Consider the following 24527-nt stretch of genomic DNA (forward strand, 5'->3'; position numbering starts at 1 on the left):
CTCAAGGCCTCCGGCTGACCTGAGAAAAGACGGCGATGCCGCTGAGCATCGGCTGGCCGCGAAGACCGGGGCGAGACCCAGGACGGAGCCCGCCTCCGGCCGGGGCGCATCCCCCGACAGAGCCCCCTCCAGCCAGAGCGCATCCCCGCGATCGAGCCGCCTACCGCCCGGTCCGGCTGGCCACGATGACCTGCACCGTGTGCTCCAGTGCGTATGCCGGGTCCGCTCCCCCGCCCTTGACCTGCTCGTCCGCGCCGGCCACGGCCTGGATCGCCCGCGACAGCCCTTCCGGTCCCCACCCGTTCAGCTGCCGTTTCACCCGGTCGACCTTCCACGGCGGCATGCCGAGATGGCTCGCCAGTTGCCCGCCTCGCAGGTTGCGCGGCGCGCTGCCGACCTTGGCCAGCGACCGCAATCCGCCCGCCAGCGCGCTCACCAGCAGCACGGGAGCGACCCCGGTGCCGAGCGCCCACCGCAGCTGCTCCAAGGCCTCGGCCAGCCGCCCTTCGATCGCCGAGTCGGCGACGTTGAACCCGGTGACCTCGGCTCGCCCCTTGTGGTAGCGAGCCACGGCCGCCGCGCTGATCGTCTTGTCCTCGGTGTCGAACGCCAGTTGGCTGCACGCCGCCGCCAGCTCCCGCAGATCGTTGCCGACCGCGTCGAGCAGTGCCTGGGCGGCGTCGCTGGAGATGCCGCGCCCGGCCCGCCTGAACTCCCCCTTGATGAACTCCAGCCGCTCTCCCGCCTTGGTGACCTTGTTGATCGTGAGCACCTTGGCTCCGGCCTTCTTCACCCCGTCGACCAGCGCCTTGCCCTTCACCCCGCCCGGGTGCGCCAGCACGAGCACGGTGTCGTCCAACGGCTGCTTGGCATAGGCCACGACCTCGGCGATCACATCTTTCGCCAGGTCCTGCGCCGACCGGATCACCACCACGGACCGATCGTTGAAGAGGGACGGCGACGTCAGCTGCGTCAGCTCGCCGGTCGTCACCTTGCCGCCCACGAGGTCGTGCACCTCGGCACTCGGATCCGTGGCCCGCGCCGCCGCGATGATCCCGCTCACCGCCCGCTCGGCCAGCAACTCCTCATCGCCGAAGACCAAGGTCACAGGTGCTGGATCGGTTCCCGCCATGTCTGGCAGCATGCCATGGGCCACCGACAACCTGGTACTCGACGGCAACGGCACCCATCGATCCACGGCTACGGCCCGCGCGGTACCACCGCCAATCCCCCATCGCGCTCCACAACGGCAAGATCACCCGACTGGTCGGTGCGATAGGTCGTGGCGCCGATCCGCCGCAGGAGGGCGAGCGTGGACGGAGCCGGATGGCCGTAGTCGTTGCCGGCGCCCACACTGATCAACGCGGCACGTGCGCCCAGAGACGACAGGAACGCCGGCGACTGCCTGTTCGAGCCGTGGTGCGGGACTTTGAGCACGTCAGCGCGTACACCGGCCTGGTGCGACAAAGCGTCCTGAGCCTCGGTCTCCAGATCGCCGCCGAGCAGGATCGAGCCGAGCCGCCAGCGCACGTGGAGGACCACGCTGGAATTGTTGATCACGCTGCCCTCGCCCTGCCCGGCCGTCTCCCCGCTCTCGGGGTCGGGAGCGAGCACGGTGAGCTCTGAGGGCCCGAACCGCCAGCGACTCCCCGGCGCCGCCGTCCATTCGGGCACCCGACGCCGCGCCAGGGTCGCGGAGACACCCGCGGCGGCTCGCGCGCCGGCCCGCTGCGGGCTGACGACCACCGCGCCGACACGCCGATCCCTGAGCACCCCTGCGAGGCCGTCGACGTGGTCGGCATGCGGGTGGGTGAGAACGAGCAGCGGTACGTCCTCGACGCCGAGCCTGCGCAGGCACCGGTCCATGACGATCGGATCGGGTCCCGCGTCGACGACGACGCCGCGCCCTTGCCCTGCCGCGATGACGAGCCCGTCCCCCTGCCCGACGTCGCACATCACCATCAGCCAGCCTTTGGGCGGCCAGGGTCCGGCGATGGGACGCACCACCAGCACCGCCACCAGGGCGGCGCCCGCTGCCGTCAACGCGACGGTCCGCCAGGCGCGGCGTCTCAGGACCGGGATCGCGACGGCCACCGCGAGCCCGAGCAGACCGAGCCCCAGGAGGCCACTGGGCCACGGCAGCGTGGCGAACGGCAGCTCCGCGGCCCAGCGGGCGACCATGATGATCCAGCCGACCGCGTAGCCGGCCGGGACGACGAGAAGGCTGGCGGCGTCGGGCCACAGGGGAGCCACCAGGGCGGCGCCGAATCCGAGCAAGGTCGCTGGGGCCACCGCCGGTGCCACGAGCAGGTTGGCGAGCACTGCCACGGGCGTCAGCTGTCCTGACATCAGCACCAGCACGGGCGTCACGGCCACCTGGGCCGCCGCCGGCACAGCCACCGCCTCGGCGATCCAGCGCGGGAACCGGCACGGCCCTCCAGAGCCGCCCGGCCGTGGCGTCATATCCCGTCCCTTGGCGTTCGCCGGAGGCTCGGGATCGCTCTCCGGGGGAGACAGCTTGTCGCGCCAGCGTGGGGCGAGGATGAGGATGCCTGCGGTGGCCGCGGCCGAGAGGGCGAAACCGTAGGAACGAGCCAACTCGGGCGCGAACAGCATCAGCAGCAGGACCGTCGCCGACAGCGCCGCCAGGCCGTCTCGGGCGCGTCCCGTGCCGAGGGCGATGGCGGCTACCAGGCCCATGAGGAGGGCTCTCAGGACGCTCGGAGACGGGCGGGCGACCACAGCGAACGCGAGCATCGCGAGGGCGGCGAAACCCGCCCTCGCCGGCAGGGAGAGGCCGACCAGGCGAGAGATCGCGAGAGCCGCGCCTGCGACGATGGCCAAATTGGCCCCGCTCACCGCATGCAGGTGGTTCATGCCGGCCGCCCTGAGGTCGGATGCCACCTGGGGATCCATGCGCGAGACGTCACCCACGACCAGGCCCGGGAGGAGACCTCGCTGGTCAGGGGGAAGGGTGTCGGCGGCGGCTCGCAGGCCCGATCGGAGACTGCCCGCGGCCGTCTGGAGCCAGGACGGGGGTGTCAGGACCCGCGGCCTGCCCTGGACCAGCAGAACGGCCGCGACCATGTCGCCGGGGGTTGGTTTCGCCAGGCGGCCGGTGACCTGGAGGTGCTGGCTGGGGAGGAGACCGCTCCAGTCCGATCCGCTGGCGAAGACGGTGATGGGCACATTGACCGCTTGTCTGCTTCCAGCGGTTTGGATGATCTTCAGAGTGGCTGGGATCACGTAGCTGTCTTGGGCGAAGTGTCCACCTCGGGGTGCCCTGCGTTTGGGATCGTCTGTGAGGGCGATCTGGGCGGTGATAGCAGTGCCCTTCGCCGCCAGTTCGGCCGCCGGTCCCGTGGTGATCGCCTGGACCCGGAAGGCGACCGACGCCGAAGCTGCTGCTGCGCAGATGAACGTGGCTATGGCCACGTTGCGCCATGCGGCCCCCCGGGTCGGCAAGCGCGTACGCCGTCCACGTGGTCCTTTGGTTGATCGCGTGCACCAGGCCACAGCGGAGGCGCCCAGAACCGCGGAAATGGCGACGATCATGCCCCAGGAAGCAGGGCAGCCGAGGAGGGTCAGTGCGCTGGCCCAGGCGGCCAAGGCGGGCAGCGTCAAAGGCCAAGCGTGCTTGCGTTGATCCCCAAGGGGTTCCGACTGCGCTCGCTGGCCACCGTTCGGATCAGCATGCGGACGCTGACCGCCGTTCGGATCAGCATGCGGACGCTGACCGCCGTTCGGATCAGCATGCGGACGCTGACCGCCGTTCGGATCAGCATGCGGACGCTGACCGCCGTTCGGATCAGCATGCGGACGCTGACCGCCGTTCGGATCAGCATGCGCCGGACCGGCATCCGGGTCTGCGGTTGGTATGTGCGCCACGTCAGACTCGGACCTTTGTCTTGATCTCGTCGAACTTTCGCGGGCCGATGCCGCTCACCTCTCGCAACTGGTCCACGCTGCTGAAGCCGCCGTGGCTGTCGCGGAACTCCGTGATGCGTGCGGCCAGGACTTCCCCCACACCCGGGAGTTGTTCGAGTTGCTCGGTCGTGGCGGCGTTCAGGTCGAGCACGGCGGCGGCCGGGTCCGTGACGGCAAGGCCGGGAGCTCCCGGACCCGCAGTGGCGCCCACGACGATCTGCTCGCCGTCGATCAGGCGTCTGGCGAGGTTGAGTGAGCCCGTAGAGGCGCCGCGTGCCACCCCTCCGGCCGCACTGACCGCATCGGCGACTCGGGCGCCTGCAGGGAGAAGGTAGACACCTGGTTTGCGGATCTTGCCTGCGACGTGGATGGTCACCTTGGCGGTGGCGGAGGGAGTCGGCGGCGAGATCGGGGTGGGCGGTGGCAATGGCTCCGGCGTGGGCTGGGATCGCCAGACGAAGAAGGCGGCGACGGCTATCGCCAGGGCACCCACCGCCAGGAGCACGCGAAGTCCCGGCTTACCGGGGTCGAGAGCGGGGGCTTGGGAGGCCAGGGCTGACCGAAATGCCGGGAAGGAAGGCGGTATGGGAACGGGTCCGCCGTTACGGGGACGCGGCATCGGCGCAGGCTCACCAGCGCGCGGAGGCCGCCCCGGCGCAGGCTCGCTGACGCGGGGAACCTGCGCAGGCGCCGGCGGGCTCTCGTCGTGGCGTTTCCGAGGCGTGGGAGTGGAGTCGGGCTCAGCCCCATCGTTCAGCCGACCGGGCTCTCCCCTACCGTGCTTCGGGCCGGGCTCTCCCCTGCCGTTCCTCAAGCCCTCACCGCGGTCGTTTCTCAGGCCCAGCTCATCGCGTAGGCCCGACTCATCGCGGTCGTTCCTCAGGACCAGCTCGCCGCGGTCGTTCATCGCCGTGAATCGGTTGGAGATGGCCGCTCGCCACGGGAGGTTGCGGTGAGGGCGGCCGGCAGAGCCGATGATGGACCGTAGCCGGGACTCGGCTATGGTCCGTTCCGCCGTCGGATCAGGGGTTCGCACGCCGAGAACATAGGCCCCTCGCGGCCGCCCTGAAGGCCCCGAGCGGCGTTCTGGGGACAGGACGGGCACAGATGCCAAGGCTGTGGACAGAGGGGCCGAGAGGCAACTTGAGGCGCTGGGAGCGGGCAGCCCGGCGCCGCCGACGGCATCCGCTGGGGCGGCCGCCACTCACCGACGCGGGCTGACCGTCACCGCCGCAGCCGGAAGAGCAGCAGTTGCGCTGTCAATCAAGTGACATGAGCGGCGATGGTCCGCGCGCACTCCATCGACTCGGCATGCGTCGTGTCCACCTCCAGGTCATAGAACACGCCCTGGTGGACCACATCCGCCTGCAACACGGCCATCCCCGTGACCCGATCGCCTCGTGCGACCTCGCGACCTGCGGCTACCGCGCTCTCGCACCTGACGCCCACCCACAGCACGTTCAGTCCGCCAAGAGGCTTCTGCCACCGCTGCTGGGACGCCGCTCCACCGAGGAATACGTCATCGATGATGATTCGAGCGCCCGCACGCGCCATCGCGGCGACCCCCTCCATCCACGCGGTGTCCAGCTTCCGGAACTCCGGCCCTACGATCACTTCGCCGTCGGCGGCGAACTGGATTCCGGCGTCCGAGGTCTGCATCGACGAGGGCATCAACTCGATCAGGGTGTCAACACCCACGGCCAGCCAAGGCTCCGGCAAGATCGCCTGCAGACACCGGGCGATCCCGGACTTCCCCGAACTGGACCCACCATTGAGAACGATCACCTGAGTCATCACCGCACCACGGTAGAGGCAGCTCAGCGATGATCGAAACCGATTTTCGCCGGTCGCGACACTGCTCGCGGCAACCCGGCGATCCTTGTCGGCACAGCACTAGAGGTCGCAAGGGGTGACGGTAAGGCCGAGCATGCCCGGTCCCACGTGGGCCCCGATCACCGGGCCGACCTCCACCACTCGCGACTCCACCAGCCCGGCTATCCGCTTCGGCAGTCGTTCCGCCAGCGCCTCGGCCCGGGCGCGGGCCGCCAGGTGCTGCACCGCCACCTCCACCGGCCGCTCCCCCGCCGCCCGCACCGCCAGGTCCTCCAGCCGCGCGATGGCGCGGGCCGACGTACGGACCTTTTCGAGCAGCGAGATCTGGCCGTCCACGATGTGCAGCAACGGCTTGATCATGAGGGCCGAGCCGAACAGGGAGGCCGCGGCGCCGATGCGACCGCCGCGGCGGAGGTATTCCAGGGTGTCGACGTAGAAGAACGTCCGGGTGGCCTCGGCGCAGCGCCGGGCGGCCAGGGTCACCGCCTCCAGAGAGGCTCCGCTCGCGGCGATACGCGCGGCCGCCAGCACCGGGTAGCCGATACCCATCGCGATCGAGCGACTGTCGATCACTTCCACAGGTACGGGGGCGTCGCGTGCCGCCGCGCGAGCGGATTCGATGGTGCCCGACATTTCGGCGGACAGGTGGATCGAGACCACCCCCGTGGCGCCCGCTGCGGCCAAGGAGGAGTAGCAGGAGGCGAAGCCGGCCGGGGCTGGGCGGGAGGTCGTGACAGAGGCGAGGTCACCTGCTAAAAAGCCCTCGTTGCCCGACGCCCGGCCGCCGTGTGGAACCCCGGTGCTCGATCCGCCGCCATAAGAGCCCTCGTCGTACGAGGTCCCGTCCACGATCACCTGCAACGGTACGACCGTCACACCCGGAACGGCAGGCAGGTAAGCGGTTGAATCCGTGACAACGGCGACCGAGGGTGGCATAACCCGAGATTAACTACTGAACGGGTGTCCCACCCACCCAGACGCGGCGCGGCTTGAGGCCGAAGGACCAGGCGAACGCGCCCTCGTGGTCGGCGTCCCACTGCACGATGTCGGCCAGCCGGCCGGGCGCCAGGACGCCCCGGTCGGGAGCGCCGAGGACGGTGGCACCGCCGAGCGTGGCCGCGCGCAGCGCGTCGTTGACGCTCATCCCGAACGCCGACACCGCCATGGCGATCACCAGCGACATCGAGGTGATGCCGCAGAAGCCGGGGTTGTGGTCGCTGCCGAGGGCGATCTGCACACCATGCTTGATCATCTGGCGCACCGGCGGCAGGTGGCCGCGCTGGAGCGCCGTGGCCGGGCAGACGATCGCGGGCACGCCGTAGCGGGACATGATCGCGATGTCCTCGTCCGACATGTGGTGCAGGCCGTCCGCGGAGGCGCAGCCGAGCTCGGCGGCCAGCTGGACGGCGCCGCGGCGGCTGTAGAGGCCGGCGTGGATGCGCGGCAGCAGGCCGACGTTGCGGCCCGAGGCCAGGACCCAGCGGGACTCTTCGGTGGTGAAGTGGCCCTCGTCGCAGTAGACGTCCACGCTGTCGGCGCCGGCCGCGGCCGCGTCGGCGCACCAAGCGCCCACGGCCTCGACGTATTCGCGCTGGCGGCCGAAGTATTCGGGAGGCACCACGTGCGCCGCGAGGAACGTGACGTGCACGCGCGGCATCATCGGCTCCTTCTCCAGCTCCCGCAGGAGCCGCACGTCGGCGAGCTCGCCGTCGCGCGTGAGGTGGTAGCCGGTCTTGGCCTCGACCGTGGTGGTGCCGTTGAGCAGCCAGCCGCGCAGTCGCTCGCGCACGCCGTTGCACAACGTCCACGGGTCGGTGCCGCGGGTCACGGTGACGGTCGAACCCACGCCGCCGCCCGCCGCGGTGATCGAGGCAGCGCTGGAGCCGCCGGTGCGGATGGCGAGCTCGGCGTAGCGGTTGCCGGCGTAGACCGGGTGCGTGTGGGCGTCGATGAGGCCGGGGGTGACCAGCGCGCCGCCGAGGTTTTCGACGTGGTCGACGTCGACGATGTCGTCGACGACTCCGGGCACGCTCTGCGGCAGGTCGGGCGCGCGCCCGACCCATGCGATGCGGTCGTTGTGCACGAGGATGGCGGCGTTGCTGAGGACTTCGTTGCCGGTCCAGAGGCGCCCGATGTTGGTCAGGAGTCGAACGGTCACCGCATCACCGCCTTGCGCGAGCCCCCGCGCGAGCGCAGTGCCCAGCGCACGGCCTGTGCCGCGCCCACCGACGCTCCGGGTCCGGACGACATGGGGGGTCTCCTGATCTCATCCCGCATAATGTTGTGCGGCGACCGTATCGCCGGGGTCATGATCCGGCGATTTCAGTTCAGTTACGTTATTTCACATGTCGGGCTGGTGTACAGGGTTATTCGGAAGAAAGACCACTGATCCCATCGGTCACTCAGCCCCGCTTCGTTCCCACGGCCCCCGCCGACGACATCGGCACCAGCAGTCATCATCCGAAACCTTGAACAAAACTTAAAGACCAGACCAACGTTAGGTCTGGTTAATCCTAGCAACCTCGCCGTTCAGGGGCCACTGTCGCTTTTGGGCAGCCCTGCGCGCTTTGCGGCAAGAGCTGCCCAACCGTGTCGTGACGTGCCGCCGACTGCCCGCCTGTGCCGGGAGAGGCCCACGTGCGTGGTGCCACTCCCTGTTCGAGCGTTTCGTCGGCGACGCGGCCCAACCGTACCGCAGCGCGGCAGGTGCCCCAGCAGGAATCGCCAAAAGGCCTATCACGCCACAAGCGCAATCGCCTCACAGCGAAGAGGCCCAGATCCCAGCGGCTAGGAGACGCGCTCCACCGGCTTGCCCACGCGCTCCAGCTCCTGCGACAGGCTGGGCAGCACGCGAGCGTGCAGGATCGTGCCGTCTCCGACGTGGTCCACGGAGAGCACTTCGCCCTCCTTGTGGGCCCGCGAGATCAGGTCGCTCCGATCGTACGGAACCAGCAGGTGGATCTCGTGATCCAGCCTGGGCAGCTCCTGCTCGATGAGCGCCAGCAGCTCGGGGATGCCCTTGCCGGTCCGCGCCGAGACCACGATGCTGTCGCGCTCGCGCCTGATGATGCGGTCGACCACCTCTTGGTCGGCCGCGTCGGCCTTGTTGATCACGACGATCTCGCGTACGTCGGAGGCGCCCTCGATGTCGGCGAACACCTCGCGTACCGCGGCCAGTTGCCCCTCGGGATCGGGGTGGGAGCCGTCGACCACGTGCAGGATCAGGTCGGCGTCGGCGACCTCCTCCAGCGTGGAGCGGAACGCCTCGACCAGCTGGTGCGGCAGGTGGCGGACGAAGCCGACGGTGTCGGCGATCGTGAACAGCCTGCCTTCCGGCGTGCGCGCGCGGCGCACGGTCGGGTCCAGGGTGGCGAACAGCGCGTCCTCGACCAGCACGCCCGCACCGGTGATGCGGTTGAGCAGCGAGGACTTGCCGGCGTTGGTGTAGCCGGCGATGGCCACGGCCGGGACCTCGCGCCGCTGGCGCTGGTAGCGCATGGTCTCACGCGAGGTGGACATGCCGCTGATCTGGCGGCGCAGCTTGGACATCCGCTCGCGGATGCGGCGGCGGTCCAGCTCGATCTTGGTCTCACCGGGGCCACGGCCGCCGATGCCGACGCCGCCCGCGGCGCGACCGCCGACCTGCCTGGACAGGTTGCCACCCCAGCCGCGCAGGCGGGGCAGCAGGTATTGCAGCTGAGCCAGCTCGACCTGGGCCTTGCCCTCGCGGCTCTTGGCGTGCTGGGCGAAGATGTCGAGGATCAGCGCCGTGCGGTCGATCACCTTGACCTTGACCGTCTCCTCGAGCTGGCGGAGCTGACCGGGGGTCAGCTCGCCGTCGCAGATCACGGTGTCGGCGCCGCTGGATTCGACCACGTCGCGCAGTTCGAGCGCCTTGCCCGAGCCGATGTAAGTGGCCGGGTCGGGTTTCTGGCGACGCTGGATCAGCCCGTCGAGCACCTCGGACCCGGCGGTCTCGGCCAGGAGCTTGAGCTCGAGCAGGGAGTTTTCCGCATCCTCCACGGTGCCGGAGGTCCAGACGCCGACCAGGACGACCCGCTCGAGCCGCAGCTGCCGGTATTCGACCTCGGAGACATCCTGGAGTTCGGTGGAGAGGCCCGCCACGCGGCGCAGCGCCTGGCGCTCCTCGAGGTCCATATCGCCGGTCTCGAACTCGTCGAGCGCGGTGTATTCGTGCATTCGTGTCATCTCTATGAGGGAACGTCTGGACACCTCGGTGTCTTCCCACGATGGTGGCATGACATCCCGGGCGCAATCACCTGGTTATCCAGGCTGCACGCTGACGTCGCCGGAACCCGAGGCCAGCGAGATCTTGTACGGCGAGGAGCCGTCGGTCTTGACCTTGACGTTCGCGTCGCCGGATCCCGTGTCGGTCGACACGTCATAGGCCCCGTCGGGAACCTGGAGCACGACGTCTCCCGAGCCGACCTCGATCTTCGCGCTGACGGGCGCGGTGGTGTACTTGAGCTCGATGTTCCCCGACCCGGCCTCGCCCACGACCTTCTTGCCCGCGAGGTCGGAGGCGTCCACGTCGCCGGAGCCGACGAACACGTCGATGTCGCCGGTCAGCCCCCTGAGCGTGAGGTTGCCGGAGCCGCTGTCGAGGTCGACGGCCAGCCCCTTGGGGATCTCCACCTTGTAGTCGACGCCGCAGCTGCCGAAGTTCGACGGGCAGTCGTACGTCACGAATAACACGCCGCCCTCGACCTTGTGCTCGGTCTTGGGCTTGTCGTCGCCGCGCCAGCGGAGGGTCTCCACGACGCGGATGGCGGTGCCGTCGGTCTCCGTGATCACGGCGTCGCCCGATTGGCTGTCCAGCTGCAGCTTGGTGACCTTGTCCGTCACCTGGTAGGACGTCGTGTCCTGGTTGGTGGGGGCGGCGATGCTCGCGAGCCCGCATCCCGTCAGCAGCACCGCGGAAGCCAGCAGCCCGCCCGCGATCGCGATCGTCTTCATACCCGCAATCCTCGCGTGGCACGGCACATCCGGCATCGGGGATGCCCCGGAAGGCTCCCCGGGTTAACCCCAGCCTTTGACCCGGGTACACCATGGGAGTAGCTTCGTTTCCACAATCCAGAACTTGTTTTCCATAAGACGGAAAGAGGTCCCATGGAGATCACCGGCCCGATGCTCGACCGGTTCGATGAGATCCTCACGCCGGAGGCGCTCGATTTCGTTGCGGCTCTCCAGCGGGAGTTCGGCCCCACGCGGCTGCAGCTGCTGAAGGCCCGGCAGGCGCGGCAGGCGGAGCTGTCCGCAGGCGGCACGCTCGACTTCCTGCCCGAGACCAAGGAGATCAGGGAGGGCGACTGGCGCGTCGCTCCCCCGGCGCCCGGCCTGGAGGACCGCCGTGTCGAGATCACCGGTCCGGTCGACAAGAAGATGACCATCAACGCGCTCAACTCCCGCGCCAAGGTCTGGCTGGCCGACTTCGAGGACGCCAACTCCCCGCTGTGGGAAAACTGCGTCGCCGGCCACCTCAACCTGCGCGACGCGCTCGACCGCACGATCGACTTCGAGACCGGCGGCAAGACGTACGCGCTCAAGCCCGACGCCGAGCTGGCCACGGTCGTGGTGCGGCCGCGCGGGTGGCACCTGGACGAGAAGCACGCGCAGGTCGACGGGCAGCCGGTGTCGGGGTCGCTGTTCGATTTCGGGCTCTACTTCTTCCACTGCGCCCAGCGCCAGCTCGACAAGGGCAAGGGACCTTACTTCTACCTTCCGAAGATCGAGTCTCACCTGGAGGCGCGGCTCTGGAACGACGTGTTCACCAGGGCACAGGAGCTGCTCGGCCTCCCGCACGGCACGATCCGGGCGACCGTGCTCATCGAGACCTACCCGGCGGCGTTCGAGATGGAGGAGATCCTCTACGAACTGCGCGACCACTCGGCCGGGCTCAACGCGGGCCGCTGGGACTACCTGTTCAGCGTGATCAAGAAGTTCCGCACCAGGGGCCGGGAATTCCTGCTGCCCGAGCGGAACGCGGTGACGATGACCGCCCCGTTCATGCGCGCGTACACCGAGCTGCTGGTGCGCACCTGCCACAAGCGCGGCGCGCACGCCATCGGCGGGATGGCGGCGTTCATCCCTTCGCGCCGGGACCCCGAGGTCAATGCCGTGGCGCTGGAGAAGGTGCGGGCGGACAAGACGCGCGAGTCGGGCGACGGGTTCGACGGTTCGTGGGTGGCGCACCCGGACCTGGTGCCGGTGTGCCGCGAGGTGTTCGACGGGGTGCTGGGCTCCCGGCCCAACCAGCTCGACCGGCTGCGCGAGGACGTCAGTGTGTCGGCCGCCGACCTGCTGGCCGTCTCGGAGACGCCCGGCGAGATCACCGAGGCCGGGCTGCGCAACAACGTGGACGTGGCGCTGCGTTACCTGGCCGCCTGGATGGGCGGGCTTGGTGCGGTGGCGATCCACAACCTCATGGAGGACGCCGCCACGGCCGAGATCTCGCGTTCGCAGATCTGGCAGTGGATCCACAACGACATCACGCTCGCCGACACGGGCGCGCAGGTGACGAAGGAGCTGGTGGAGCGGATCATCTCGGAGGAGCTCGCCAAGATCGCCGCGGAGCCGGGCCACGACGAGGACCTGTACGCCCAGGCAACCGCGCTGTTCAAGGAAGTGGCCCTGGACGATGATTTCGCCGAGTTCCTGACGCTTCCCGCGTACGCGAGGATGCCATAGGAGAAAGAGGAAGGTGATCGGGTGATCGACACTTTGGCGGCGGCGCTGCGCACACTGCTGCCCCACGACTCGGTGATCACCGATCCGGTACGCCTGCGCACCTACGAGTGCGACGGCCTCACCTACCACCGGGCGACCCCCGGCGTGGTCGTGCTGCCGGACACGGCCGAACAGGTCGCCCGCGTGGTGCGCCTGTGCAACGACTTCGGCGTGCCCTTCGTGGCCAGGGGGTCGGGCACGGGCCTGTCGGGCGGCGCGCTCCCCCGCGAGGACGGCGTGCTCATCGTCACCTCCCGGATGCGCGCGATCCTGGAGATCGACCTGGCCAACCGCCGGGCGGTCGTGGAGCCGGGCGTCACGAACCTGGCCATCACCGAGGCCGTGCGCGACCGGGGCTACTACTTCGCTCCCGACCCCTCCAGCCAGCAGATCTGCTCGATCGGCGGCAATGTGGCGGAGAACTCCGGCGGCGCCCACTGCCTGAAATACGGCTTCACCGTCAACCACGTCGAGGCCTGCGAGATCGTCACCCCGGACGGCGACCTGATCGTGCTCGACCGCATGGATCCGGGCTACGACCTGCTGGGGGCGTTCGTCGGCTCGGAGGGCACGCTGGGCATCGCCACCAAGATCACGGTGCGCCTGTGCCGCGCGCCCGAGTCCGTGATGACGGTGCTGGCCGCGTTCGAGAGCATCGAGCAGGGCGGGCAGGCGGTGTCGGCGATCATCGGCGCGGGCATCGTCCCGGCCGCCATCGAGATGATGGACGCGCTGGCCATCGAGGCGGCCGAGGCGGCGGTGGCCTGCTCCTACCCCGAGGGTGCCGGGGCCGTGTTGATCGTCGAGCTGGACGGGCCGGAGGCGGAGGTCGAGCGGCAGTTCGCGCAGCTCAGGGAGATCTGCTCCGGGGCGTTCGAACTGCGCGTGGCGGCCGACGCGGCCGAGCGGGCGGCGATCTGGAAGGGCCGCAAGTCGGCGTTCGCGGCCGTGGGGCGCATCAGCCCCGCGTACATCGTGCAGGACGGCGTGGTGCCGCGCACGGCCCTGCCCAGCGTGCTGGCCGCCATCGACCGGCTCTCCAGCGAACACGGGATCAGGGTGGCCAACGTCTTCCACGCCGGGGACGGCAACCTGCACCCGCTGGTGCTGTTCGACGACGCGGAGCCGGGGGCGGGCGAGCGGGCCGAGGTGGTCTCGGGGGCGATCCTGGACCTGTGCATCGAGCACGGCGGTTCGATCACGGGCGAGCACGGGGTCGGAGTGGACAAGTCGCGATATATGCCGAAGATGTTCAGCGCGGACGATCTGGACACGATGCAGCTCGTGCGGTGTGCGTTCGATCCCCAGGGCCTGTCGAACCCGGGCAAGGTGTTCCCCACGCCGCGCCTGTGCGGCGAGGTTCCGGGGGTTCGCAAAGGCGTGCATCCGCTGGTCGAGTCGGGGAAGGCGGAGCAGTTCTGATGCTCGCGGACAGCGGGGTGACGGTCCGGCAGGCGGACGCGGACGACGCCGTCAGCGGCGTGCGCCCCCGCTGGGTGGCGCTGCCGGAGACGGTGGAGGAGGTCGCGGCCGTGCTGCGGGCCTGCGCCGAGCAGGACCTGGCGGTGGTGCCCGCGGGCGGCGGCACGAAGCTGCACTGGGGCCTGCCGCCGGAGCGGTGCGACGTGCTGCTCGACATGTGCTGCCTGAACGAGATCCTGGAGCACGCCGCCGGTGACCTCGTGGTGCGCACGCAGGCCGGGGTGACCATGGACGCGCTGGCCGCCGTGCTCGCGGACAAGGGGCAGGAGCTGGCGCTCGACGTGCCGTTCGCCGAGGGCACGACGGTCGGCGGCACGCTGGCCGCCGCGCTGCCCGGGCCCCGTTCCTTCCGCTACGGCACCGCCCGTGACCTGCTCATCGGCATCACCGTCGTGCTGCCCGACGGCACGATCGCCAAGTCGGGCGGCAAAGTGGTGAAGAACGTCGCCGGCTACGACCTCGGCAAGCTCTTCACCGGCTCGTACGGCACGCTCGGCGTCATCGCGGAGGCCACGTTCCGCCTGCATCCGCTGCCCGTGGCACGCCGCTGGATCACGGCGGAGCTCGATCGCGCCGAGCTGCCGCCGATCGCCGCCGCGCTGGCCGCCTCGCAGGCGGAGCCGAGCGCGGTCGACGTGGACTGGCCGGACCGGGGCGGGCCGTTGAGCCTGGCCGTGCTGGTCGAGGGCGCGGCGGCCGAGGCGCGGGCCGAGACGCTGCGCGCGCTGATCGGCAAGGGCACCGTGAGCGACGCGCGGCCGTCGTGGTGGGGGCTGATCCTGCGTGACGAGGTGCTGATCGAGGTGCGGTTCCCGGCCACCGGCACGGAGGCCGTCCTGGACGCCGTGGCCGAGACCGGGCTGTCGCTGCGGGGCTCGCCCGTGTCCGGGCGGGTGCTGCTGGAGTCCTGGGACGCGCGCGGCGAGCCCGAGCTGGCCGCGACCGTGTCCGGGCTGCGCGAGCGGGTCGAGGCGGCCGGCGGGCGGGTGAACGTGCTCGCCGCCCCGTACGACGGCCTCGACCGGTGGGGGCAGGTGAGCGCCCTGCCGCTGATGCGGCGGGTCAAAGAACGGTTCGATCCCGGGCGCAGGATGTCTCCCGGCCGGTTCGTGGGAGGGATCTGAGGTGAACCCCGAGGCTTCGTGGGAGGGGTCAGGCATGGACCCTGAGCTGATCAACGACTGCGTGCACTGCGGATTCTGCCTGCCGACGTGCCCTACTTATCTGTTGTGGGGCGAGGAGATGGACTCGCCGCGCGGGCGGATCCACCTGATGAGCCAGCACGTCGAGGGCACCCCGATCACACCGGAAATGGCAGGACATTTCGATGCCTGTCTGGGGTGCATGGCCTGCGTGACGGCCTGCCCGTCCGGGGTCAAGTACGACCGGCTGATCGAGCTGACCAGGGTGGAGGTGGAGCGGAAGCACGTACGCGAGCCGCAGGAGCGGGCCGTGCGCGGCCTCGTGTTCAGCCTGTTCCCCTACCCGCGCAGGCTGCGGCTGCTGCGGCCGACGATGTGGCTGGCCGAGCGGATGGCGCCGTTCCTCACCCGGGTGCATCCGGGCCTCGGCGCCATGGCCGCGCTCGCGCCCCGCGTGGAGCGCCGGCAGCGGCTGCCGCGCGTGGTCAGGGCCAGAGGTGAGCGCCGGGCCGTGGTCGGCATGCTCACCGGGTGCGTGCAAGGCGAGTTCTTCCCGCAGGTCAACGCGGCGACCGCGCGGGTCCTCGCGCTGGAGGGCTGCGACGTGGTCATCCCGCCGGGGCAGGGCTGCTGCGGGGCGCTCAGCGTCCATTCCGGGCGCGACGACCAGGCCAAGAGGCTGGCCCGGCGCACCGTGCGGACGTTCGAACGGGCGGGCGTGGACACCGTCGTGGTGAACGCGGCCGGCTGCGGCTCATCCATGAAGGAGTACGGCGTGCTGCTCGGCACCGAACCGGCGTTCAGGGTGCTGGACCTGTCGGAGTTCCTGTGCGAGCTGGGGCCCGCGGCCAAGCGGCACCCGCTGCCGCTCACCATCGCCTACCACGACGCCTGCCACCTGGCCCACGCCCAGGGCGTCCGCGCGCAGCCCCGCGAACTGCTGAGCGGCATCCCGATGCTGGAACTGCGCGAGATCCCGGAGTCGGCGATCTGCTGCGGCTCGGCGGGCACGTACAACATCTTCCAGCCGCAGGCCGCCCACGACCTCGGCGACAGGAAGGCCAAGGCGGTCGGCTCGACCGGCGCCGAGTTGCTGGTCTCCGCCAACCCCGGCTGCACCATGCAGATCGCCACCGCCATGCGCAGGGCCGGTGCGCAGATCAGGGTGGCGCATACCGCCGAAGTGCTGGACGCCTCGCTGCGCGGGGTGTCCCTGTGAGTGTGCAGTCGGTCGAGCGGGCGCTCGACGTGCTGGAAGCGCTGGCCGGACACGGCGGAGAGGCCGGCCTGTCGGAGATCGCCGCCAGGACCGGGCTGCCGTACGGCACCATCCACCGGCTGCTGCAGACCCTGCTCGCCCGCGGCTACGTGCGGCAGGAATCCGACAGAAGGTACGCCCTGGGCGCAGGCCTCGTGCGGCTCGGCGGCATCGCGGAGAGCATGGTCGGCGTGTGGGCGCAGCCGTATCTGACGAAGATGGTCGAGCTGTCCGGCGAGACCGCGAACCTGGCCGTGCTCGAAGGCGACTTCGTCGTGTACGTGGCGCAGGTGCCCTCGCCGCGCAGGCTGCGGATGTTCGCCGAGGTCGGCAGGCGGGTGCTGCCGCACAGCACGGCCGTGGGCAAGGTGCTGCTGGCCGACCGGCCGGCCACCGACGCGGTGGCGGTGTTCGAGCGGACCGGCATGCCGCGCCGCACCCCCAACACCATCACCGATGTGACGGACATGCTCGCCGAGCTCGACCTGGTCAAAGCGCGCGGGTACGCCATGGACCTCGGTGAGGAGGAGCTGGGCGTGCACTGCCTGGCCGTGCCCGTGTGGGACGGCGGCCGGGTGGTGGCCGCGATGTCGGTGTCGGGGCCGGCCGAGCGGATCGAGTCACTGGACCGCGACGAGTTGGCGGAGGGCCTGCGCAAGATCGCGCTCGACTTCGGCAACGAGCTCAGCCCGCCGCGATGATAGGAGCGCGATGGTCGCGGCATGAGATGGGCCGTTAACGTGAGGGCATGTGTAGAAGCATCAAGACCCTGCGACCTCCGTACGCCGAGAGTGTGACCGAGGAGGACGTGCGGGCGGCCGCGTTGCAGTACGTCAGGAAGATCTCCGGCTTCCGCGCGCCCGCCGCGCACAACGCCGAGGCGTTCGACCGGGCCGTCGAGGCGATCACCCAGGCCTCGGAGGAGTTGCTGGCGGCGCTCCAAGTTCGCGGGAGTCGTTGACAGGCCCTCTTGGCGGGAGAAGTCTTCCCGGGTATAAACCCCAGCGATCCCAGGGAGCTCCCATGATCAGCGGGCTGTACGAGGGACAGGACGGCGACTCGCGGCTGGTGCTCCGGGTCGACGTGGACGGGACCAGGCCGACCGGGCGGGTGAGCGGCGACCTGTTCGCCGTGGCCGGCGCGACGACCTCCTACGCGGGCTCGTTCGTGGTCGACGCGCCCACCGTGCGGGCCGAGGGCGATGAGGTGCGGATCCAGGGGCGCGGGGTCTTCTCGTTCGACACTCCGGTCAAGGACGTCAGTGTCACGATCACCGACGGGTCGGGGACGGCCGTGCTGGCGGGGCGTACCTTTCAGGTCTCGTTCGCCTCGCCGTACTTCCGCCGGGTGCTGCTGGAGCAGGACTCGGTGACGGGGTCCGTGCCGTTCGTGTCGTACCACACGGGCGCGCTGCCGGGGCCGGGCGGCACGCCGGCCAGGGAGTTGAGCGTGACGGCCGCGTACGCGGAGGCGGGCATCGAGCTGACGGTGGCCGAGCCGGGGGTGATCCCGGTGGACGGGTCGGGGGCGGATCTGGCGTGGGACGACGCCGAGCTGCACCACGCGATGACGCAGCAGTTCAGCATGTTCGGCGACGCGCCGGCCTGGCGGCTGTGGCTGCTGGTGGCCAGCAAGCACGTGGGCGGCTACCGGGGCATCATGTTCGACTACAACGACGCCCACCAGCGGCAGGGGTCGGCGGTCTTCTACGACGCGATCAAGGGCGACACCCCGCAGGCGCAGCGCGCGCAGTTACGGACGTACGTGCACGAGTTAGGGCACGCCTTCAACCTGCTGCATTCCTGGCAGAAGAACCTCGCCACCCCACCTCAGCCCCTCGGCCCTGACGGCGGCTTCGGGGATCTGTCGTGGATGAACTACGTCCAGAACTTCAGGCCGGGCGGCGAACATGGCTACTGGGCGGCCTTCCCGTTCCAGTTCACCGATCCCGAGCTTGTGCACCTGCGCCACGGCTTCTTCCGTGACGTGGCCATGGGCGCGAACGCGTTCGGCACCGGGGCGGCCGAGATCGACCCGTTCGAGCAACCGGTCGAGGACCATTCCGGGCTGCGGCTGGAGCTGCGCGCCAAGGAGTCGTTCGAGCTGGGCGAGCCCGTCGTGGTCGAGCTGAAGCTGTCCTGCGCCGGCGAGCCGCACACCACGCACGGCCACCTGCATCCCGACACGGAGTTCACGCAGGTGTCGATCACGCAGCCGGGCGGCAGGACGGTCCTGTACCGGCCGATGATGCGGCACTGCGTGGACGACTCGCCGGAGATCCGGCTTGATGACGGCAATCCGGCCATGTACCGCAGCGCGTACATCGGGCACGGCCGCGACGGTCATTACTTCCAGCAGCCCGGCGAATACCACGTCCGCGCCCAGTACATCGCCGCCGACGGCTCTCGCATCGTCTCCCCCGCCTGCCTGGTCCGGGTCCGCTACCCGGTCTCCTTCGATGACCACCGGGTGGCCGAGCTGATGCTGGGTGAGGAGCAGGGCAAGCTGTTCTCGCTGCTGGGCTCCGACGCCCCGGCGCTCCGGTCCGGGAACCTGGCGCTGGACGAGATGATCGACAGGTACGGCGGCCACCCGCTGGCCGTCTACGCGCGCCTGGTCAAAGGGCTCAACGCCGAGCGCGAGTTCAAGGCGCTGACCCCGGGCAAGCGGCTCAGCGTGCGGCCGGCGGACCCCAAGCAGGGCATCGAGCACCTGACGAGGGTCGCCCGGGACGCCGCGATCGACAACATCACGCTGAACATGGTGATGCGCCGCCTGGCCAGGGCGCAGGCCCGGCAGGGAGACCTGCAGAAGGCGAACGCCGTCATGGACCAGATGGTCACCCTCTTCCAGACCAAAGGGGTGAACCCCATCGTCATGGGGCAGATCCGGCGACAGGCCGAGCTGACGAAGGCGGCTCTCAGCGCCGAAGACTGATTGCGGCGGCGACCCCGCCGGGGCGGATCGCCGTTCCGTGCGTCAACAGGGGTTTTCTTCGAAGGTGTAGGTGCCGGTGTGTCTACCCCATGTGGTCGTCGCGCCGTCGCAGTCCTCGTACTCGCCGCCGACGACGGTCAGGTTGGATACAGGACACCCGCTTATCACATAGAGTATCGTATACCCGTAAGGCACAGCTCTTCGAGCATGAAGGCGAGAACGTTATGTCCGCTCCGGAGTCTGACATCACGGCGCCCAAATCAGTAACCCTGCGTCGTCGGCTTATTGCCGAGGTGGAGGAACTCAGCGGTCCTCGCGGCTTCTCGGCAGCCACTGACGAGGCCCTGTCCTTCTGGGTCGCGCGCAAGAGGCTGCGTGGCGCGATCGACCGTTACGAGGATGACACCAGTGAGATCACCGAGGTGGAGATGGAAGCCATCGTCGCCAAAGTGGGCGGTTTGTGAGCCGCGCACGGCGGCGACAGCACATCGCCCCCTCGGCGGGCGAAAGCGCCGTCCACACTCTCGACGGTCCCGCTGTCGTGCTCGACGCTCAGGGCTTCTCACTGTTGGCGGAAGAGGATCACCATCCTCGCAAGCGTGAACTGCTGGCTCTGCTGAAGGTGTATGAGCGCGCAGGCTTCATCGCCGGAATCAGCGTGGTCACGGTGGCAGAAGAACGGCGGACCGGGGCGGCTGGACAGCGTCTGGACTGGTGGCGCTCACAGTTGGTGCGCGTGCCCGTATCCGAGTCGACATCGCTGCTGGCCCGCCAATTGCTGGAGGAGACGGGGCTGGATGGACACCGTGGCGTTGTGGACGCCCTGGTGGTGGCCACAGCCGCGAGCAGTCCAGATGTGGCTCGCGTGATCTCCAGTGATGCCGGGCACATCCCGAAGCTATGCGCCGCAGCGACGGCCTTCCGACGCATCCCTGTGGAGTTCAAGCAGGTGTAGGTCCGGAGCTTGCCTCTGTTGTGCGCACCAGCCGGCCTGCGCTTCCATTGATTCGCAGGCAGCCTCAGCAGCTCGACAGAACGGTCTCCATGGCGGCCTTCTCGGCCGCCGTCACCCAGACGTCATACTTCGCCTTCACGTCGATCTGGCGCGCGATATAGGCACATCTGTACGCCTTGCGCGGCGGCAGCCAGGTGGCGGCGTCGGAGTCGCTCTTCTGGCCGTTCAGCGGCCCGTCCACGGCCAGCAGGTTGAGCGGGTCGTTGGCGAACTCCTTGCGCTTGGTCGCCGACCACTGCCGCGCGCCCTTCTGCCAGGCGTCCGACAGCGGGATCAGGTGGTCGATCTGGACGTCCATGCTGGTGTCCTGGCCGCGCTTGAAGCTGATCGTCTTGCCGCTGTACGGGTCGTTCAGCGTGCCGCTCAGGACGATGCAGTCGTGGGTGCCCGCCTTGAACCTCTCGTCCTCGAGGTCGCGCTTGAGTATGTCGTTGCGGGTGTCGCAGCCGTTGCGGTCCACGTCGGCCCAGGCGGGGCCGAACTCGTCGCGGTCGAAGCCGGTCTTCGGGGCGCGGCCCTTGACGGCGAGCTTGGCCAGCTTCTTCTCGGCGTCCGAAATGGAGGCCGAGTCGGGCTTGGTGGTCTTGGCGTCCGTGGACTGCGTCTCCAGGCCGCCACAGCCGGTCAACACCGCCATCGTCGCCAGACCGGCTATGAACGTACGAGCCCGCACGCTAACCCCCAGACTTCGGTTTTCGCAAAGTCTAGGTCAACTTCCCTTAAATGGGCTTTTAGCACCTCCAGGGCGTCCAGCAGCAGTCATAAAGCCCTACCTGTGGTGGACCGCTGGACGCGCCCGCCCATAACCTGATTGCGGATCATGACATAACAGGAGAGGCGGCATGGCGCAGCGGCGCTTACTGGAAGGGCTTGGGGTCACCGTCGCCGAGGAGACGGCCTATCGCGCGCTGCTCAGGCACGGGCCCGCGACGCTGAGCCGGCTCGCCACCGAGACCGGCGCGTCCGCCGCCGCCATCCGCCGCATGCTGCCCCGGCTCGAGGACCTCGGGCTGATCTCCCGCGTGGCGGGCAGGCCGCTGCGGGTGGTCGCCACGCCGCCGAACGTCGCCATCGACATCCTCGTCGCGCGCCGCCAGGAGGAGCTCACACACAGCCGGGCGGCCGCCGCGCTGCTGGCCACCGAGGTCGCCGAGCGCAGCGGGCCGCACCCGGAGGAAGTGCTGGAGGTGGTGACCGGGCGCGACGCCGTGGCCCGCCGCTATCTCCAGCTCGAACGGGGCGCCACGCGAGAGATGCTGGTGCTGGTGCATCCGCCGTACGCGGTGGACATCAGCGACGACTCCGAGAACCGGCAGCGCGCGGCCCGCCAGGGAGCGCCCGTCACCCGCGGGATCTACAGCCAGCAGGCGTTCGAGCACCCCGGCATGCTGGCCCACACGCGCCGCGCCATCACCGAGGGCGAGCAGGCCAGGCTCGGCCAGGTGCCGGTCAAGCTGGCCATCGCCGACGCCCGCACCGCCATGCTGCCCCTGGTCTCGGACGAGAACAGGGCCGTGGAGAGCGCCCTGGTGGTGCACCCGTCCGCCCTGCTCGACGCCCTGGTGGGCCTGTTCGAGACGCTGTGGCGGGCCGCCGTACCGCTGCGCCTGTCCGAGGATGACCTGGAGCCGGAGGCGTGGCCGCAGCCCTCGGACGCGGAGGTGCTGGCTTTGCTGGCGGCGGGAATGAAGGACGACGCCATCGCCCGGCAGCTCGGGTTGAGCCCACGTACGGTGCAGCGCCGCGTCCAGGTGCTGTGCGAACGCCTGGGCGCCAGAACCCGCTTCCACGCCGGCTTCCTCGCCGCCCAGCACAACCTGCTGTCCAAGTGATCATTGGCGGCGGGGGCCGGCTTCTCTCGCGAAGGGCGGGGGATCAGTCGTCGTCGCGGTCGTCGTCGCGGTCGCCGTCGCGGTCGCCGTCGTCATCCTTGTCGGCCCGCTTCGTGTCGTGATCGGTGACCTTGCCGCTGGTCGCGTCGACATCCACCTCGTGCCACTCCGAGCCCTTGGCCAGCTCGATCTCCCACACGTCCGGCCGCGTACCGCGCCGGTCGTAGTCGAGCTCCCTGACCCAGGCTCCCGGCACCTGCTTGTGCGCGACCTCCATGGCCTTCTCCGCCGTGACCTTCGGCGCGGCCGCGGAGGTGGTGGCGGCGTAGGCGACGCCCCCGCCCGTGGCCAGCGTGACGATCCCGGCTCCGACAACGATGAACTTCTTGGTGATCTGCATGACTCCACGAAATCGCGATCTCCGATAACCGCGCGCTAAGCCGCGGTTAAGAGCATCTCTACGAGCGCTCCGCCCTCGGAAGGCGCGGAAACGATCAGGTGGCCGCCCGAGGACTCGGCCGTCCGCCGGGCGATGTCGAGGCCGAGCCCGGTCGAGCCGCCGGCGCTGTTGCCGCGCTCCAGCAGTGCCGGGTCGAACCCCGGCCCAGCGTCCTGGACCGCCAGTAGCGCCCCCGAGGGATGCGGCGCGAGCCGTACGGACATCGCAGCCCCTTCGGGGGTGTGCGCGAAGACGTTGCCCAGCAGGGCGTCCACGCAGGCCGCAAGCTCCTGGGCGCCCACCGCGACCGGCAAAGGGCCGGCCGGCAGGGAGATCGAGACCTCCCGGCCCTGGTCCTCGGCCAGCACCGACCAGAACCGCACCCGCTCCCGCACCACCGCCGTCGCGTCGCACGACTCGCGCCCCGCCGTACGCTGTCGCGCCTCCTTGATGACCGCGCTCACCGCTCGCTCCAAAGCGTCCACGCGGGCCTGCACGCGCGCCGCCTCCTCGGGGTCCCGCAGCGACTCGGCGTCCAGTCTGAGGCCTGTCAGCGGGGTACGCAGCCGGTGCGACAGGTCGGCCACCGACTCCCGTTCCGCCGCCAGCAGTTCGTCGATCCGCCCGGCCAGGTGGTTGAGCGCGAGCGCCACAGAGCGCACCTCGGGCGGCCCGCCTGGCTCCGCCCGCGCGGACAGGTCTCCCCCGGCCAGCCGGTGTGAGACGCGCGCCAGGCCGTCCACCGGCCTGGTCACCGCCAACGCCAGCCGGTCGGCCAGCACGATCCCCAGCACCACCAGCGCGAGGCCGAGCACGGCGAGCGCCGCCCACGCCTCGCGCACGCCCTTCATCAGCTCGGCGTCCGGCACGAACACCCTGATCACGGCCGTGCCCTCCGGCGACTGCGCCGAGACCAGCACCTCCCTGCCCCCGCCGGCGGCGGCGGTGACGCTGCGTCCCGTCGCGGCCAGGCGTACGGCGTCGGAGCGCGGGGCTGCCGCGCCCATCGTGCTCCCATCGGGCAGGAACACCGTCACCGGACGCGAGATCTGCTCCACCGCCAGCCCCAGGTCCGGGGTGCCGACGGCGACCGCCACGGACTCGGCGGCGGCGGTGGCCCGGCTCATCGCGCCGTTCTCGGCCACGGCCCGGATCAGCAGTCCCATCGGCACCAGCAGCGCGATCAGCACGAGCGACGTCGTCGCCGCCACGAGCAGCGCGAGCCACCGCCTCATGACGGCTCGACCAGCTTGACCCCGACACCCCTGACCGTGTGCAGGTAGCGGGGCGCCGAGGCCGTCTCGCCGAGCTTCCTGCGCAGCCATGACAGGTGCACGTCCACGGTCTTGTCCGCGCCTCCGTACGGGAGCTGCCACACCTCCGTCAGCAGCTCCCGCTTGGTCACCACCTCGCCGGGCCGCGCGGCCAGATAGTGCAGCACGTCGAACTCGCGCGGCGTCAGATCCAGCGCCGCGCCGTCCAGCGTGGCGGTCCGCGCCCGCGGATCCACCCGCAGCGCCCCCACCGCCAGCGGCTCAGGAGCCGAGCCGCCAGAACGCCGCAGCACGGCCCGCACCCGCGCGTCGAGCTGCGCCGCGCTGTACGGCTTCACCACGTAGTCGTCGGCCCCCGCGTCCAGCACGGGCACCATCTCGGCGTCCCCGTCGCGCGCGGTCGCCACGATGACCGGCACCCGGCTGACCGCGCGCAGCATCCGCAGCAGCTCCACCCCGTCGAGGTCGGGCAGCCCGAGGTCGAGCACGATCAGTTCAGGGCGGTCCTGTACGGCCAGGCGCAGCCCGTCCAGCGCCGTCGGCGAGGAGGAGACGGCGTGGCCGAGCTCCCGCAGCCCGCGGCTGAGCGCCGTGCGAATCGCCACGTCGTCCTCGATGAGCAGGATGTCAGCCATAGATAC

Annotated in this window: 24 protein-coding genes; 10 read left to right on the forward strand and 14 right to left on the reverse strand. The window is 70.1% G+C overall.

The window, feature by feature from the left end:
- Positions 1-160 precede the first annotated feature (160 nt).
- The 9 genes from holA to ACTMTI_RS07835 all read right to left on the reverse strand — a co-directional run bounded on the left by holA (position 161) and on the right by ACTMTI_RS07835 (position 10737).
- Positions 161-1132, reverse strand: coding sequence for a DNA polymerase III subunit delta (gene holA, locus ACTMTI_RS07795; protein WP_441119140.1), 972 nt, complete (start codon positions 1130-1132; stop codon positions 161-163).
- A 68-nt stretch (positions 1133-1200) separates the two neighbouring features.
- Positions 1201-3189: a ComEC/Rec2 family competence protein gene (locus tag ACTMTI_RS07800; RefSeq protein ID WP_441119142.1), complete on the reverse strand. Its 1989-nt coding sequence runs from the start codon at positions 3187-3189 to the stop codon at positions 1201-1203.
- Between the two features lie 431 nt (positions 3190-3620).
- Positions 3621-3845, reverse strand: a complete 225-nt coding sequence (locus ACTMTI_RS07805; protein WP_441119143.1) for a hypothetical protein — start codon at positions 3843-3845, stop codon at positions 3621-3623.
- A 44-nt stretch (positions 3846-3889) separates the two neighbouring features.
- Positions 3890-4432 (reverse strand): helix-hairpin-helix domain-containing protein, encoded by a 543-nt coding sequence (locus ACTMTI_RS07810; RefSeq protein WP_441119145.1) that lies wholly within the window; start codon positions 4430-4432, stop codon positions 3890-3892.
- 758 nt (positions 4433-5190) lie between these two features.
- Positions 5191-5721, reverse strand: coding sequence for a chloramphenicol phosphotransferase CPT (cpt, locus tag ACTMTI_RS07815; RefSeq protein WP_441119525.1), 531 nt, complete (start codon positions 5719-5721; stop codon positions 5191-5193).
- A gap of 99 nt (positions 5722-5820) precedes the next feature.
- Positions 5821-6636: a DegV family protein gene (locus ACTMTI_RS07820; RefSeq protein WP_441119146.1), complete on the reverse strand. Its 816-nt coding sequence runs from the start codon at positions 6634-6636 to the stop codon at positions 5821-5823.
- A gap of 73 nt (positions 6637-6709) precedes the next feature.
- Positions 6710-7918, reverse strand: a complete 1209-nt coding sequence (gene hutI / locus ACTMTI_RS07825; protein ID WP_441119148.1) for an imidazolonepropionase — start codon at positions 7916-7918, stop codon at positions 6710-6712.
- Positions 7919-8547: 629 nt separating this feature from the next.
- Positions 8548-9960: a GTPase HflX gene (hflX, locus tag ACTMTI_RS07830; protein ID WP_441119527.1), complete on the reverse strand. Its 1413-nt coding sequence runs from the start codon at positions 9958-9960 to the stop codon at positions 8548-8550.
- A gap of 84 nt (positions 9961-10044) precedes the next feature.
- Positions 10045-10737, reverse strand: a complete 693-nt coding sequence (locus ACTMTI_RS07835) for a DUF4097 family beta strand repeat-containing protein (RefSeq protein ID WP_441119149.1) — start codon at positions 10735-10737, stop codon at positions 10045-10047.
- 153 nt (positions 10738-10890) lie between these two features.
- Here ACTMTI_RS07835 and aceB point away from each other — a divergent pair, with 153 nt between their 5' ends.
- From aceB to ACTMTI_RS07870, 7 genes are all read left to right on the forward strand, one after another.
- Positions 10891-12468, forward strand: coding sequence for a malate synthase A (gene aceB, locus ACTMTI_RS07840; protein ID WP_441119150.1), 1578 nt, complete (start codon positions 10891-10893; stop codon positions 12466-12468).
- A gap of 24 nt (positions 12469-12492) precedes the next feature.
- A complete protein-coding gene (locus tag ACTMTI_RS07845; protein ID WP_441119529.1) occupies positions 12493-13929 on the forward strand; it encodes an FAD-linked oxidase C-terminal domain-containing protein in 1437 nt (478 codons plus the stop codon).
- A complete protein-coding gene (locus tag ACTMTI_RS07850; protein ID WP_441119152.1) occupies positions 13929-15113 on the forward strand; it encodes an FAD-binding oxidoreductase in 1185 nt (394 codons plus the stop codon). The genes ACTMTI_RS07845 and ACTMTI_RS07850 overlap by 1 nt, the downstream gene beginning before the upstream one ends.
- A gap of 34 nt (positions 15114-15147) precedes the next feature.
- Complete coding sequence (locus ACTMTI_RS07855; protein WP_441119154.1) at positions 15148-16350, forward strand: (Fe-S)-binding protein; 1203 nt, start codon at positions 15148-15150, stop codon at positions 16348-16350.
- 2 nt (positions 16351-16352) lie between these two features.
- On the forward strand, positions 16353-17090 hold the full coding sequence (locus ACTMTI_RS07860) for an IclR family transcriptional regulator (RefSeq protein WP_441119531.1): 738 nt from the start codon (positions 16353-16355) through the stop codon (positions 17088-17090).
- Between the two features lie 47 nt (positions 17091-17137).
- Complete coding sequence (locus tag ACTMTI_RS07865; RefSeq protein WP_441119155.1) at positions 17138-17350, forward strand: DUF2277 domain-containing protein; 213 nt, start codon at positions 17138-17140, stop codon at positions 17348-17350.
- 62 nt (positions 17351-17412) lie between these two features.
- The gene (locus tag ACTMTI_RS07870) at positions 17413-19326 is read left to right on the forward strand and encodes a hypothetical protein (protein WP_441119156.1); all 1914 of its coding nucleotides are present in this window, start codon (positions 17413-17415) and stop codon (positions 19324-19326) included.
- Positions 19327-19368: 42 nt separating this feature from the next.
- Here ACTMTI_RS07870 and ACTMTI_RS07875 read toward each other — a convergent pair whose 3' ends face one another.
- Positions 19369-19521, reverse strand: coding sequence for a DUF6289 family protein (locus tag ACTMTI_RS07875; RefSeq protein WP_441119157.1), 153 nt, complete (start codon positions 19519-19521; stop codon positions 19369-19371).
- Positions 19522-19550: 29 nt separating this feature from the next.
- On the opposite strand from ACTMTI_RS07875, the gene ACTMTI_RS07880 reads away from it, so the two are divergent.
- A complete protein-coding gene (locus ACTMTI_RS07880) occupies positions 19551-19790 on the forward strand; it encodes a hypothetical protein (protein WP_441119159.1) in 240 nt (79 codons plus the stop codon).
- A 77-nt stretch (positions 19791-19867) separates the two neighbouring features.
- Complete coding sequence (locus ACTMTI_RS07885) at positions 19868-20281, forward strand: type II toxin-antitoxin system VapC family toxin (protein WP_441119160.1); 414 nt, start codon at positions 19868-19870, stop codon at positions 20279-20281.
- 64 nt (positions 20282-20345) lie between these two features.
- On the opposite strand, the gene ACTMTI_RS07890 is transcribed toward ACTMTI_RS07885, so the two are convergent.
- Complete coding sequence (locus ACTMTI_RS07890; protein ID WP_441119161.1) at positions 20346-21014, reverse strand: HNH endonuclease family protein; 669 nt, start codon at positions 21012-21014, stop codon at positions 20346-20348.
- 169 nt (positions 21015-21183) lie between these two features.
- Here ACTMTI_RS07890 and ACTMTI_RS07895 point away from each other — a divergent pair, with 169 nt between their 5' ends.
- Positions 21184-22173: a helix-turn-helix transcriptional regulator gene (locus ACTMTI_RS07895; protein ID WP_441119162.1), complete on the forward strand. Its 990-nt coding sequence runs from the start codon at positions 21184-21186 to the stop codon at positions 22171-22173.
- Positions 22174-22216: 43 nt separating this feature from the next.
- On the opposite strand, the gene ACTMTI_RS07900 is transcribed toward ACTMTI_RS07895, so the two are convergent.
- The 3 genes from ACTMTI_RS07900 to ACTMTI_RS07910 are packed head-to-tail and all read right to left on the reverse strand — an operon-like array spanning position 22217 to position 24521.
- Positions 22217-22573: a PepSY domain-containing protein gene (locus ACTMTI_RS07900; protein ID WP_441119163.1), complete on the reverse strand. Its 357-nt coding sequence runs from the start codon at positions 22571-22573 to the stop codon at positions 22217-22219.
- 35 nt (positions 22574-22608) lie between these two features.
- Positions 22609-23847: an ATP-binding protein gene (locus ACTMTI_RS07905; protein ID WP_441119165.1), complete on the reverse strand. Its 1239-nt coding sequence runs from the start codon at positions 23845-23847 to the stop codon at positions 22609-22611.
- The gene (locus tag ACTMTI_RS07910) at positions 23844-24521 is read right to left on the reverse strand and encodes a response regulator transcription factor (RefSeq protein ID WP_441119167.1); all 678 of its coding nucleotides are present in this window, start codon (positions 24519-24521) and stop codon (positions 23844-23846) included. Before ACTMTI_RS07910 ends, ACTMTI_RS07905 begins: the two co-directional genes overlap by 4 nt.
- Positions 24522-24527 lie beyond the last annotated feature (6 nt).

The organism is Nonomuraea sp. H19 (assembly GCF_052068215.1).
Lineage (GTDB): Bacteria > Actinomycetota > Actinomycetes > Streptosporangiales > Streptosporangiaceae > Nonomuraea.